The organism is Streptomyces sp. NBC_00306, from assembly GCF_036169555.1.
Classification (GTDB): Bacteria; Actinomycetota; Actinomycetes; order Streptomycetales; family Streptomycetaceae; genus Streptomyces; species Streptomyces achmelvichensis.
This window is the reverse complement of sequence record NZ_CP108032.1, coordinates 6,490,561-6,502,630: the sequence shown is the minus strand read 5'-3', so window position 1 is coordinate 6,502,630 and position 12,070 is coordinate 6,490,561. Positions and strand designations below refer to the sequence as shown.

At 69.7% G+C, this 12,070-nt stretch carries 13 protein-coding genes; 5 read left to right on the top strand and 8 right to left on the bottom strand.

Annotation, left to right across the window (positions count from 1 at the left end; translation table 11 throughout):
* Nucleotides 1–71 precede the first annotated feature (71 nt).
* From OHA05_RS28965 to lysA, 4 genes are all read left to right on the top strand, one after another.
* A complete protein-coding gene (locus tag OHA05_RS28965; protein WP_328862129.1) occupies nucleotides 72–716 on the top strand; it encodes a LysE family translocator in 645 nt (214 codons plus the stop codon).
* Between the two features lie 163 nt (nucleotides 717–879).
* Nucleotides 880–1,410, top strand: a complete 531-nt coding sequence (gene cpt, locus OHA05_RS28960) for a chloramphenicol phosphotransferase CPT (protein WP_328862128.1) — start codon at nucleotides 880–882, stop codon at nucleotides 1,408–1,410.
* Nucleotides 1,411–1,635: 225 nt separating this feature from the next.
* Nucleotides 1,636–2,076 (top strand): SAV_915 family protein, encoded by a 441-nt coding sequence (locus OHA05_RS28955; protein WP_328862127.1) that lies wholly within the window; start codon nucleotides 1,636–1,638, stop codon nucleotides 2,074–2,076.
* An 18-nt stretch (nucleotides 2,077–2,094) separates the two neighbouring features.
* The gene (lysA, locus tag OHA05_RS28950) at nucleotides 2,095–3,432 is read left to right on the top strand and encodes a diaminopimelate decarboxylase (RefSeq protein ID WP_328862126.1); all 1,338 of its coding nucleotides are present in this window, start codon (nucleotides 2,095–2,097) and stop codon (nucleotides 3,430–3,432) included.
* A 50-nt stretch (nucleotides 3,433–3,482) separates the two neighbouring features.
* On the opposite strand, the gene OHA05_RS28945 is transcribed toward lysA, so the two are convergent.
* Nucleotides 3,483–4,619, bottom strand: coding sequence for a winged helix DNA-binding domain-containing protein (locus OHA05_RS28945; RefSeq protein ID WP_313943355.1), 1,137 nt, complete (start codon nucleotides 4,617–4,619; stop codon nucleotides 3,483–3,485).
* 208 nt (nucleotides 4,620–4,827) lie between these two features.
* Here OHA05_RS28945 and OHA05_RS28940 point away from each other — a divergent pair, with 208 nt between their 5' ends.
* On the top strand, nucleotides 4,828–5,967 hold the full coding sequence (locus OHA05_RS28940) for a magnesium and cobalt transport protein CorA (RefSeq protein WP_328862125.1): 1,140 nt from the start codon (nucleotides 4,828–4,830) through the stop codon (nucleotides 5,965–5,967).
* A gap of 499 nt (nucleotides 5,968–6,466) precedes the next feature.
* Here OHA05_RS28940 and OHA05_RS28935 read toward each other — a convergent pair whose 3' ends face one another.
* The 7 genes from OHA05_RS28935 to OHA05_RS28905 all read right to left on the bottom strand — a co-directional run bounded on the left by OHA05_RS28935 (nucleotide 6,467) and on the right by OHA05_RS28905 (nucleotide 11,923).
* On the bottom strand, nucleotides 6,467–7,396 hold the full coding sequence (locus OHA05_RS28935; RefSeq protein ID WP_328862124.1) for a peptidoglycan-binding domain-containing protein: 930 nt from the start codon (nucleotides 7,394–7,396) through the stop codon (nucleotides 6,467–6,469).
* A gap of 40 nt (nucleotides 7,397–7,436) precedes the next feature.
* Nucleotides 7,437–8,120: a hypothetical protein gene (locus OHA05_RS28930; RefSeq protein WP_328862123.1), complete on the bottom strand. Its 684-nt coding sequence runs from the start codon at nucleotides 8,118–8,120 to the stop codon at nucleotides 7,437–7,439.
* 55 nt (nucleotides 8,121–8,175) lie between these two features.
* Nucleotides 8,176–8,496, bottom strand: a complete 321-nt coding sequence (locus OHA05_RS28925) for a hypothetical protein (protein WP_328862122.1) — start codon at nucleotides 8,494–8,496, stop codon at nucleotides 8,176–8,178.
* 53 nt (nucleotides 8,497–8,549) lie between these two features.
* Nucleotides 8,550–10,250 (bottom strand): S8 family serine peptidase, encoded by a 1,701-nt coding sequence (locus tag OHA05_RS28920; protein WP_313943360.1) that lies wholly within the window; start codon nucleotides 10,248–10,250, stop codon nucleotides 8,550–8,552.
* 97 nt (nucleotides 10,251–10,347) lie between these two features.
* Nucleotides 10,348–10,620 carry a hypothetical protein gene (locus OHA05_RS28915; RefSeq protein ID WP_313943361.1) on the bottom strand — a complete coding sequence of 91 codons (273 nt, stop codon included), beginning with the start codon at nucleotides 10,618–10,620 and terminating at the stop codon, nucleotides 10,348–10,350.
* Nucleotides 10,617–10,895 (bottom strand): hypothetical protein, encoded by a 279-nt coding sequence (locus OHA05_RS28910; protein ID WP_328862121.1) that lies wholly within the window; start codon nucleotides 10,893–10,895, stop codon nucleotides 10,617–10,619. Before OHA05_RS28910 ends, OHA05_RS28915 begins: the two co-directional genes overlap by 4 nt.
* 2 nt (nucleotides 10,896–10,897) lie before the next feature.
* Complete coding sequence (locus tag OHA05_RS28905; protein ID WP_313943363.1) at nucleotides 10,898–11,923, bottom strand: hypothetical protein; 1,026 nt, start codon at nucleotides 11,921–11,923, stop codon at nucleotides 10,898–10,900.
* Nucleotides 11,924–12,070 lie beyond the last annotated feature (147 nt).

The window sequence follows — 12,070 nt, the reverse complement described above, 5'->3', positions numbered from 1 at the left end:
GTCCGGGTCACAGCAGAGGGGCGGATCCCGGCCCTGGAGGCGCCTCCTCGCCGTCGGGTTGAATGACGCCCATGGTGTCGACCGAACGCTTCCTCGCTTTTGCCGCGATGTCCCTCCTCGTGATCGTGATTCCCGGCCCGAGCGTGCTGTTCGTGATCGGGCGGGCGCTGGCGCACGGCCGCCGTACCGCGGTGGCCACGGCGCTGGGCAATGTCGTCGGCTCGTACGCGCTGGTGGTGTTCGTCGCCCTGGGCGTCGGCTCGCTCGTCGAACGCTCCGTCCTCGTGTTCATGGCGGTGAAGCTCGCCGGCGCGGCCTACCTCATCCACCTGGGCATCCAGGCCTTCCGGCACCGCAAGGACATGAAGGTCTCCGACATGTCGGCACCCACCGGCCCCGCCCGCAGCGATGTGCGGACCGTCGTGGACGGCATCCTCGTCGGCGTCACCAACCCCAAGGGCATCGTCTTCTTCGCCGCGGTGCTGCCGCAGTTCGTGGACCACTCGGCAGGAAGTCTGCCCGCGCAGATGCTGCTGCTGGGACTGGTCCCGATCTGCATCGGTCTGGTCACCGACACGCTGTGGGGTCTGGGTGCCGCCGCGGCACGCGGCTGGTTCGCCCGCTCCGAGCGGCGGCTGTCGCTGGTGGGCGGCGCGGGCGGGTTCGCGATGATCGGGCTGGGTGTGACGGTGGCGGCGACGGGCCGCGCGGACTGACGCCGACGGTGCCTGGAGCGGCGCGGACCGACGGTGCCTGGAGCGGCGCGGACCGACGGTGCCCGGGGCGGCGCGGACCCACCGGGCGGCGCCTGAAGCCGCCGTCGGACGGCCTGCCCGTAATCCCCTTTGACCGTGGCGTCGCCGCCCCTACTGTGGCGCGATGACTCAGCTGATCGTTCTCAACGGTGGTTCCAGCTCGGGGAAGTCGGGGATCGCCCGGTGCCTTCAGGCGGTCCTGCCGGATCCCTGGCTGGTCCTCGGGGTCGACACGCTGGTCGACGCGATGCCCGCGTCCCTGCGGACGTCCGGCGCGGGGATCGACTTCGCGGCGGACGGCGGGGTGCACGTCGGGGACGCGTTCCGGGCGGTGGAGGCGGCGTGGATCGAGGGGGTCGTCGCGATGGCGCGGGCGGGCGCCCGGGTCGTCGTCGACGAGGTGTTCCTCGGTGGAGCGGCGTCGCAGCAGCGGTGGCAGCGGGCCGCGGGCGAACTGCCGGTGCTGTGGGTCGGTGTGCGGTGCGAGAGCACTGTCGCTGCGGGCCGTGAGGTGGCGCGGGGCGACCGGATCGCCGGGATGGCCGCGGCGCAGGCGGACCTGGTCCACGCGGGCGTCCGCTACGACCTGGAGGTGGACACGACGCACACCGAGTCCATGGAGTGCGCGCGGGCCATTGCCGCTCGGGTCCGGTGAGAGGGCCGTCGGCGCTCGATTGGTACCGGTCGCGTGAGGTCCGTCGGTGGCTGTCCGCGTTCCGCACCATGACACCGGGTGATCGCCTCCGGTCGCCCCGCCAAAAACGCGTCAAAGAGCGGCTCCGCACGATCAGCAGCGCGTCAGGGAACCGCCGTTCCCTGTCCGGGCGGGCATAGCTTCGAGTGGTCAGGAAAGCGCTCGACTCCCCCAGCGGAGGACATGATGAACACCCTCACCCGTGAGGACGCGGACACCGCCGACCCCGACGAACGCCGCCCGGCAGGGCCGCTCTACGTGCCGGTTCGGCTCGGCTCTGCCGGAGGACACCAGCTGCGTTTCGTGCGCACCCCGCTCGGCGTACGCACCGCGGTCGGCTTCACCAGCAAGGAACGGCTCCTCGCCGTCCTCGGCGACGAGCAGCAGTGGATCCGCCTCGCGGAGCCCGCGCTGCGCACGCTCGCCGAACCGCTGGGCGTGACGCTCGTGACGGTCGACCCCCAGCTCTCCGCACCGGCGCCCCGGCGGGCGCCCGCTCCCCCCGCTGTCCAGCCCTGCCCGCGCCGCGGCGGCTGGGACCCCGACGCGGTCGGAGTGCTCCGGGTGACCGGGGCGACCGCGTTCGTGTGGACCGCGGTCACCGCCGTCCACGCTTTCCTCGACTGAACCACTGGAGGTGTACGGATGACTGCCATCCCCGCAGTACCGGTGTCGATACCCGAACTCGCCGCACCCTCGGTGTGGCCCGTGTCCGCCGTCTCCGCACCCGGGGGCGACGTGGCGGTCGGCGGAGTCCCGCTCACCGAGATCGCCGAACGGTACGGCACCCCGGCCTACATCCTCGACGAGGACGAGGTCCGCTCCCGGGCCCGTGCGTGGCTGCGCGCCCTGCCCGACGCCGAAGTCGTCTACGCGGCGAAGGCGTTCGTGTGCCGGGCCGTCGTCGACTGGATGGAGCAGGAGGGCCTCGGCCTGGACGTCTGTTCCGCGGGCGAGCTGGAGCTGGCCGCGGTCCGCGGCTTCCCCGCCGAGCGGATCGTGCTGCACGGCAACGCCAAGTCGCCCGAGGACCTGCGCACCGCGCTGCGGCTCGGCGTCGGCCGCATCGTGATCGACTCGGACTGCGAGATAGCCCGGCTCGCCGCTCAGGTGACGGGACCCGGGGCGCAGCAGGTGATGGTGCGCGTACTGCCCAGCATCGAGGCGGGCGCCCACGCGAAGATCCGTACGGGCGCGGAGGGGCAGAAGTTCGGCCTGTCCATCGCCGACGGCGACGCCGAGGATGCGATCGCCCGCATCCTCGGGCAGCCGCGGCTCGAACTGACCGGTCTGCACAGCCATCTGGGCTCGCAGATCTCCTCCCCGGAGCCGTACGCGCAGAATGTGCGGCGGGTGGTCGCCTTCATGGCCCGCATCCGCGAGCGTCATGGGATCACCCTGCCCGAGCTCGACCTCGGCGGCGGCTTCGCCGTGGCGTATCTGCCGGGAGACCCGGCGCCGGTTCCGGCGGCGTACGGCCGTCGCATCAACGACGAACTGGTGCGCAGCTGCGCGGAGTTCGACTATCCGCTGCCCCGGCTCACGGTGGAGCCGGGCCGTTCGATCATGGCTCCCGCGGGCATCGCCCTCTACCGGGTGCTGGCGGTCAAGCGGACCGGCGGGCAGGTGTTCGTGGCGGTCGACGGCGGAATGAGCGACAACCCGAGACCTGCGCTGTACGGGGCGCGGTACACCGTCCGCCTGGTGGGGCGCGCTTCGGCCGCCCCGATGCGCGCGACGACGGTGGTCGGCCGGCACTGCGAGGCGGGCGATGTGCTCGCGGAGGCGGTGGAACTGCCGGAGGACATACGGCCCGGGGACGTCCTGGCCGTGCCGGCGTCGGGCGCGTACCAGGTGTCGATGGCGTCCGGCTACAACATGACGGGGCGGCCGCCGGTGGTGGCCGTGTCGGGTGGCCGGTCGCGGCTGTTGGTCCGCCGGGAGACGTTCGACGACCACCGCAGCCGGGACGTCGGCCTCTGACCGGGACGTACTGAGCGGGACTCAGGGCCGATGAGGACGTCGGGCTCCGATCAGGACGTACCGAGAACGTCCCCGAAGCGGATGTCGTGCGCGGTGGCCGTGGACAGGGTGGAGAGCATCGACTCCCCCTCCGCGGCCACCGCGTCGCGCTGCGCGCGGCTGAGTTTCCCGAAGGCCTGGATCGTCAGGCTCACCGTGTCCTTCTCCTCCACCGACCGCCAGATCCCGGCGAGGAAGCCGTCCACGAGCAGCGTGGAGTACGCCTGGTTGCCGCGCCAGGTCAGGCTCTTGTGGTCGTCGGCCACCACGCGGCTGCGGTCGGCGTGCGAGAGCAGCAGATTGTCGAACTCGGGCAGGAAGCGCGGCGGGGCGGGGATGTCCTCGTCGGGCCGGGGCGCGTCCGGGAGGTCGAACAGCTCCACGCCCTTCTCGTCCTGGAGGACGACGAGGCCGGGCCGCTGCCGCTCGAAGACCTGCCGCATCCGGGTCAGCCCGCACCACGTCTGCATGTCCTTGACCGACGCGGGCCCGAAGGCGGCCAGATACCGCCGTACGACCTCGTCGGCGGACGCCGCCGGCGACGACTCCCGGCCGAACCACCGCTCGGCCGTCGTCAGCACGACCTGACCGCTGCGGCCCCACTCGCCGCGCGGCGTGATCTGCACCAGGGGCAGTACGCAGCGGGCGGCGACCGACAGGGAGAAGGGATCGGCGTCCGGCCACTGCTTCAGCAGCTCCTCGCGCAGTTGCCCCAGGGTCCGCGGCTCCTCCTCGACCACCTCGCGGGCGACGGTACGGAGCCGGTCGGGATCGACCCCGTCCAGCCCGCCGCGGGACTGGAACATCCTCAGCTCCCGGTCGGGGCCGCCGGCCTGGGCAAACGGCCGCAGGCTGAGGCAGTCGTCCGCGGAGTGCGTATGGATGGTGGATCGCAGGGTGACCAGGCGCGCGACCTCGCGGGACGCCATCAGCGCGGAGAGCTCTTCGGGGCGGAAGCCGTCGAGCCGCGCCGCGAGGGCGTAGTACGGCGGTTTCACGTTCTGCGCCTGGAGGCCGACGAGGTGCTCGACGGCGCCCTTGACGGACATCTCCGAACGGGGCGCGCGGCGCAGCAGGAGCTGACGTTCGAGGGTGGCGCGGTTGAGGGCGCGCCTGCCGATCACGGGATGCGTCGTCTTCGGGGCCATGGACCACACGCTACTCAGACTTGCGGACACCTTCGGTCCTCAAGGGCGTGCGGTGGGGGTGTGATGCCGCGCCCGGGGACACTCCCCCGGCGGCGCCACGGACGCCTGTCGGTCGTACCCGCCGATGCGACGTGGATATCCTGCACCGAGGCCGTGGCGGCGCACGTCTCCCTGCGCGCCGCCGACCGACGTGGGAGGTGAGACGCCGATGCCGTTGACGCCGAAGCGACCCCAGTGGCGCCGCCGGCCCCAGCCCCCGGGCGGCTCTCCGCCGGAGAACGATGCGGGCACCGAGCCCCCCGGCGCCGGTCCGGTGCACAAGGACCAGGGCAGCGTCGTCCAGGCGTCGCTGTACCGCGAGGGCCGTCGTGTCTCGACCCCGGACTCGCTCGCCGAGACCTACCGCGAGCTGCACGAGTACCCCGACGGCATGGCCTGGATCGGACTGCACCGTCCGTCCGAGGCTGAACTCCTCTCGCTGGCCGCAGAGTTCGACCTGCACGAACTGGCCGTCGAGGACGCGATGGAGGCCCATCAGCGCCCCAAGCTGGAGCGCTACGGCGACACGCTCTTCGTGGTCCTGCGCGCCGCGCGCTACCTCGACGCCCAGGAGGAGGTCGACTTCGGCGAGCTGCATGTGTTCGTGGGCAAGGACTTCCTCATCACGGTCCGCCACGGCGCGGCCCCGGACCTGTCCGCGGTACGCCACCGTATGGAGGAGAACCCCGAACTCCTGGCGCTGGGACCGGAAGCGGTGCTGTACGCCATCCTGGACAGCGTGGTCGACGGGTACGCCCCGGTCGTCACGGGTGTGCAGAACGACATCGACGAGATCGAGACCGAGGTGTTCGGCGGAGACCCGGCGGTCTCCCGCCGCATCTACGAACTGTCCCGGGAAATGGTCGAGTTCCAGCGGGCCACCCGTCCGCTGGTCGGGATGCTGCACGGTCTGATGGCCGGCTTCGCGAAGTACGGCACCGACGAGGAACTCCAGCGCTATCTGCGGGACGTCGCCGACCACGTGACCCACACCAGTGAGCGCGTCGACGGCTTCCGCCAGGCGCTCTCGGACATCCTCACGGTGAACGCGACGCTGGTCACGCAGCAGCAGAACGCGGAGATGCGGGCACTGGCGGAGGCGGGCTTCGAGCAGAACGAGGAGATCAAGAAGATCTCCAGCTGGGCCGCCATCCTCTTCGCCCCGACGCTGGTCGGCACGATCTACGGGATGAACTTCGAGAACATGCCGGAGCTGGGCTGGGGGTTCGGCTATCCGTTTGCCATCGGCCTGATGGGCCTGGTGTGTACGAGCCTGTACTTCATCTTCAAGCGGCGTCGCTGGCTCTGAGTGATCACGGCGAGGGCCACCACCGCGAGAGGGCAGAGCCCCGAGCGCGGCAGGTGATGGTCGGGCTGGAGTGTCCGAGCCGACGCGCAAGGGGTGACGACGGATTCTCCCGCCTCGACCGACGTTGGTTCGCCCGCCCGGCATTGCCGTACGTCGTGCAGAACCTTCGTACTCCTTCTGTGTCGTGCGGTGATGAATTCCTTTGCCGTTGGGCTGGTTCAGGCCGGAGCCGACGACAGATGCCGTCCCCAACTCCAGCCGCGCGACAGTGACATGGAGCTGGCACATCACGGTGACACGCGGACTCCACGCGCTGGGTGGTGGTCCGCCCGCCCGTGCCGCCTGCGGCACGAGCCGTGCGGATCGGTCGCGGTCTTCGAGGACCTGGTACGGCAACAACTGGGGCCTGCCGCAGCCCTAGCAGGCTGCGAGCGCTTGACGGACGCCGCTCTCGAACGGCTGCGTGAACGCCCGGAGCCGGCCGAACCGGCAGCGTTGCTCAGGGGAAGCAGGCGACTCCTCTGGCGTTGAGACCGGCCCGCAGTGCGACCATGGTTTCCTGCGGAACGTCGGTGACGCTGGACACCCCAGGCGTCTGCGTGAGCGCCAGCGAGGCCTGAAATGCTGTGAGGGCGGCGCGGGTCCCCTTCCCGATGATTCCGTCGAGCCCTTTGGGGTCGAAGCCGAGTGTCTCCAGTGCCTTCTGCAGCCCGATCGTCAGGTTCAGCGGAACGGGATGATCCCCTGAGCGCATCCAGTCGTCGAGCCTGCGCACGGGGTCGAACACGAGCCTGCCGTGATCACCGTCCGGAAGAGTCGTCACCCATCCGGCAAGCGTGAAGAGCAGGCCGTTTCTCACGTTGCGCGGGATGATCCCCGGGTTTGCGGCCTCCGTCATCCTGCACTCCTGCGCCATGGTCAGCCAGTCCCCGGACGCGGCAGCTGCCTGGAACTTCGGAAAGCGGAAGAGAGGGCCCATGGCCCAGGCCATGCTGAGGAGGCCGAGCTGACCGTCGGCCGGCCAACCGTCGTACCCCGCGAACATGTCACGTCCCCGCAGGGAGTTCTCGAAGGAGTCCAGCTTGCGCGTCACGAGCGCGTCGATGGCCTGCTGAGAGGTCCGCAGCCGTGTCACGGCTCCCTTTTGATCAGTCGTCGCCAGGGACGTGCCACTGAACTTGACCTTTCGATACTCCTCCTCGATCTCGGCCCGGTCCGCCAGTACGCCGGTGTCCTTGTCGAACCAGTCCAGGGTGAAAATATCCGGGAGTGGGTTCGGGTTGCTGCCGAATGCCGACGGGTCGTCGGCATCCAGCAGATTGCCCACGCCAGTGGACACGAGGCCCTTCACGTCCAGGTACATGAAATCGAGGCGGCCCTCGAGCGGCTTGCTGAACGGCATGAACGCTTCTCTCACGCTCTGGTGCATCGCGGGCTCCTCTCGGCGTCGTCCCGTGGGACGACCCTGCTCAGCATTCGTCGACACCCGGCAGCCAGGCGTCGGGATGGTCAACGAAGATGTTGGACACGTAACCGCCCAGGTCCGGAACGAAGGACCAGGCGTCATTGGTGAGGCCCGCGGCACGAACGAGGTCGCCATGCGTCTGGCACCGGACATGGACCCGAGTGGGCCCGGGCAGGACCCGCACGACGGCAGCGTCCAGACGCGGTTCTGCGCGGACGTTCACCGACGTCCCCCAGGTCGTGAACATCGCCGGGTTCGCGTCGTCGCCCCCCTCGCTCGGCACCTCACCGAGCGTCGGGACGGCCCACGGGCTGGTGTCGTCGCAGACCGGATCGGCCACGACGGACAGGTGGAAGTGCCGGGTGTGCGGGTTGTTGCCGTGGTACGGATTCCACTGCCATGACCGCGAGTCCAGGATCAGCCCGTTGGCGATGATGTACTTGATCCTCCGGTCGCGCGTCTCTGCCAGTTCACGGGTGAAGGGGCCGATGTCGACTCCGTTCACCAGGTCGTGGGTGAAGTCCCTCGCTGTGACGATGCCCGGCCCGTACCAGGGGTTGTGGTCGCTGTCGCGCTTCTGGTGGTCGGCGTCGCCGATCGCCCCGTCGCTCGCCCTGTCGCGGTGGGGGAATCTCCCGTCGATCTGGCGCAGCAGAACATCCAGGCACCGCGCAACTCTCCATGACATGGGAAACACCTTCCTCGAGTCGCAGCGGTGTGGCCTGCGTTGGATGTCCCCGAGGTCACGGGCCGCTTGTCGCACGGCCGACCGGCGAAGGGGCGGCTGGGGGCGACGACAGGGGGCCCAGAGGTGCCAAGGGCTGAGCCCCGCCGGATTGGGCGGCGTTCGTCGCGGCTCGGATGCCGAAGTACGCGGTCGTCATGGCACTGATCGCCGTGAACGCGCTGGTGAGGACCGCAACGGCTTCGGAGCCGTCCACATGGGTGACGCCCCAGATCGCGGCCGCCGAAATGGCCAGGTCGCCCAGGCCTACGACGAGCAGGCCGGCCCATGCCCGGATCTGCTGGATCCTGCTCTCCGTCCGGTCGCCCGTCCCGTCCATGCTGTCCTCCTCGTGTCCGTGCACGCGGCCCGGCCGTCAGCGGCGGGAAGCCATCAGGAGATGCCGATTCGTGCGAGTTCCTGTCCGAGTTCCTCGACCGCCGCCGCGGCGGTCGAACGGGTGAAGCTCCCGGTTTCCGGCGCGGCGGCCGCGCCGAGCAGCGTGCCGGACTCCAGCCCGAGGGCGCGAACGGCATTGGGCATCCCGGCACCGGAGCGGCGCGGGTCACCGAAGTCGAGCGGATCGCAGCTGTCCCGCAGGATCTGGAACAGCCGCTCCACCCGAGCCTCGTTGCGGGTGGCGAACTGCTCCTGGAAATCCGGGTGGTGTGCCAGTGCCAGAGCGGCAAGGCTCGCGACATGGGGGGCGGCCATGGACGTCCCGTCCTGCGCGGCGTACCCCTGCGGCGGTACCGAGGAGATGACCGCCACTCCCGGCGCGCAAACATCGACCGCCGGACCGTGGGAGCTGAACTTGCCGGAGAAGTAGCCCTCGGCCGTGGGCTCGCCGAACACCTGGAAGGCGTGGGAGCTGTCCTCCGGACACTCTCCCTTCTTGCCCATGGCGGCGACGGTCAGCACGGTGTCGAGTGATCCCGGAAAGAGGACCTGGTCCGTGCCGTTGTTCCCGGATGCGGCGATGCACGCCATGCCGATGCCGCGGCCGGCCGCGATCTTCTGTGCGACCAGCGGCGAGTGCTCCCCGGTACCGAGGCTGAGGTTGACCACATCGATGTCGTGCTCGATGCAGTAGTCCAGAGAGGCGAGCAAGGCGCTGATGCGTCCACCGGGGAAGATCCTGCACGCATGAATTTCGGCTTCCGTGGCGGAGCCGATGATTCCCGTACCGGTGTCGGCACCTGCGATCGTGCCCGCGCAGTGAGTTCCGTGCCCGATGACATCGACGCTCCAGTCCGCGCCTTCCGCCGCGTCCACACCGCCGACCACACGACCGGCGAGGTCGGGGTGGGATGTGGCGATGCCCGAGTCGATGACCGCGACCTTGATCCCATGGGCGCGGTACGAGGGCGGGATGCGATCGAGGTGCATCGCCCGCTGTCCCCAGCCGAACATCTGGCGGCCGGGAAAGTCCGGCACGGTCTGGTCCAGGCGCACCAAGGTGACCACGTTGTCCCCGTCAGTGACCAGTTGGGGTCGCATCAGCCAGCGGTCCCAGTGCCCTTGCTCGGCCTTGACGTAGACCGCGTCGATAGATCCCGGGGTTTCGCCGTTGACGGAGATGACGACGCGTCCGTCCGGCCCGGTGACGCCCTGGGCGGGCCACGCAGACCCTCTCAGTGACACCGTCGCCTGTGGCACGGGAGTGCCGTCACTGCCCCGGACGGAGAACGCAAGGCTGAGCGTGCTTGCCAGGAGTGGCACGGCTGCGGGTTGCACGACCAGGGCGTCGTCCGAGGACGCCACGGGCATGCCGTAGATCAGCCGGCGGTCGCGCTCCACGTGGATCTCGACGTCCTGGTTGAGTCGGCGGGCCCGCTCCTCCGTCATCGTGAAGATCCCGACCTCCGGAAACGCGTCGCCTTCCGACAGAGTCTGGAGCCGCTCACCGGGCACGATGTGCCCGCACAATTGGACGTCCCTTTCGGCCGCGAGACGGTCGAAGACCGACTCGGGCGGCACGGGGCTCACGCCCTGCGGCAGTACCGCACCGGGCAGTGGTGCCACCAGCCAGCGCAGGGGGCGCTCCTGCACTTCGCGTTCCTGTTCCGATGTGTCGGGGCTGAACTCGCTCATGGGTGTCTCCGCTTTCCTGGCGCGGTGTCGAGGGGGAAGTCGGGGGACACGGCGTCGCCATGTCGAGGTGCTCCGCCATGGGTCCCCGGTGAGAGGGCTACGCGTACGGTTCGAGCGGCGCGTCGACCTCGATCGTCACCGCGGGATGGGCTCGGCGCAGCACCTCCGCGTGAGCGGCTGTCATATCGGTGAGGAGAAGGGTCGGTTCCTCGGCGGAGCCGTGGTGTCCGCGGACGGTCACCTCCGGATCACGGGCCAGTTCGGCCGCGAGGAGGCGCAGTACCGCCGGGTCGCCGGCGCCGATGATGTGCGGGAGGCGGGGCTGCTCGGGTCGGCCGCCGGCCGACCCGAGCTCCATGTCAGGGCTCACAGCGGCGGCAGTGTCGGCTGCGCGGCACGTGATTCCTCGAGCTTCCGCCCCACGGCCATCACGTGCGAGAGGCACTCCTCGTACTGCCCCTCGCCGTACAGCCTGGCTGCCTGCCTGAGCGTGGGTACGACCTCCGCGAGTTGCGGTACGTCCAGCACAGCGCGCTGCAGCCAGAGATGGATCCGGCGGAGCATTCCCGCACACATGCCTTGCACGACGTCCCGGGATTCGGGCGAGAGCACGGGGCCCGCCCCGGTGAGGCTTGCGGTGCCCACGCTTACACGGCCATCTGAGATCGGAGCTTGTTGTACATGTCACCAGCCGTGCCCCCGTAGCCCTGCGGGCTCACACTCTGCGGCTGCGCGTAGGACGGCTGGCCCTGGGGCGCACTCAGGCTCTTGACTGCGTCGCCGACGACCTCCACCAGGCCCGGCAGGAACTTGACGAGCTCGAAGAACTGCGGGTCGATCTGCTGCGACTGGCCCCCAGCGGCGGCCGTCTGCGGCTGACCCTCGGGCGCACTCAGCCCGAACATCTTGCCGATAGAACTCATCACGTTCTCCGGCTTCGGCACGAACGGCAGCGCCAAACCCGGGAACCCCGGGAGGAACTGCGGACTCACACTCTGCGGCTGCGCCGCCCCCACACCCTGCGGCTGACCCTGCTGCGCACCCAGGCTACTGATGATGCTCTGCGCAGTGCTGGCTATCACCGGCGCCAGAGCGGCGAGTATGGGGAGGAACTGCGGGTCGATCTGCTGCGACTGGCCCCCAGCGGTGGCCGTCTGCGGCTGGCCCTGGGGCGCACTCAGGCTCTTGACGGCGTCGCCGACGACCTCCACCAGGCCCGGCAGGAACTTGACGAGCTCGAAGAACTGCGGGTCGATCTGCTGCGACTGGCCCCCAGCGGCGGCCGTCTGCGGCTGACCCTCGGGCGCACTCAGCCCGAAGATCTTGCCGATTCCACTGATCAGGTTCTCCGGCTTCGGCACGAACGGCAGCGCCAAACCCGGGAACCCCGGGAGGAACTGCGGGCTCACACTCTGCGGCTGCGCCGCCCCCACACCCTGCGGCTGACCCTGCTGCGCACCCAGGCTACTGATGATGCTCTGCGCAGTGCTGGCTATCACCGGCGCCAGAGCGGCGAGTATGGGGAGGAACTGCGGGTCGATCTGCTGCTGTTGGGGTGACGAGGGCTGAGGCGAGGCCTGTCCCGCACTCTGGGCGGAGAAGGGCATTCCCTGCCCGAGCGCATTGCCGAGAGCGTGGGCAGCGGTGGCCTGACCGCCATTGGGAGTCGTCATGATGTCCGTCCTCTCTTTGTGCCACTGAGTCGACCCAGGGCACGCCGTTCATCCCATTTTGGGGCATTTCGACACTAACTGCGCCTCCAATTCGCCGCAACAGCAGATAGTTGACGAAGTAACAATTTTATTTGAATACGCAGCAGT

Coding starts and splice junctions, on each gene's coding strand:
- OHA05_RS28920 (WP_313943360.1), bottom strand. CDS start 10,250: ATGAGCGAGTTCAGCCCCGACACATCGGAACAGGAACGCGAAGTGCAG.
- OHA05_RS28945 (WP_313943355.1), bottom strand. CDS start 4,619: ATGGCCCCGAAGACGACGCATCCCGTGATCGGCAGGCGCGCCCTCAAC.
- OHA05_RS28955 (WP_328862127.1), top strand. CDS start 1,636: ATGAACACCCTCACCCGTGAGGACGCGGACACCGCCGACCCCGACGAA.
- cpt (WP_328862128.1), top strand. CDS start 880: ATGACTCAGCTGATCGTTCTCAACGGTGGTTCCAGCTCGGGGAAGTCG.
- OHA05_RS28905 (WP_313943363.1), bottom strand. CDS start 11,923: ATGACGACTCCCAATGGCGGTCAGGCCACCGCTGCCCACGCTCTCGGC.
- lysA (WP_328862126.1), top strand. CDS start 2,095: ATGACTGCCATCCCCGCAGTACCGGTGTCGATACCCGAACTCGCCGCA.
- OHA05_RS28935 (WP_328862124.1), bottom strand. CDS start 7,396: ATGCACCAGAGCGTGAGAGAAGCGTTCATGCCGTTCAGCAAGCCGCTC.
- OHA05_RS28925 (WP_328862122.1), bottom strand. CDS start 8,496: ATGGACGGGACGGGCGACCGGACGGAGAGCAGGATCCAGCAGATCCGG.
- OHA05_RS28930 (WP_328862123.1), bottom strand. CDS start 8,120: ATGTCATGGAGAGTTGCGCGGTGCCTGGATGTTCTGCTGCGCCAGATC.
- OHA05_RS28940 (WP_328862125.1), top strand. CDS start 4,828: ATGCCGTTGACGCCGAAGCGACCCCAGTGGCGCCGCCGGCCCCAGCCC.
- OHA05_RS28965 (WP_328862129.1), top strand. CDS start 72: ATGGTGTCGACCGAACGCTTCCTCGCTTTTGCCGCGATGTCCCTCCTC.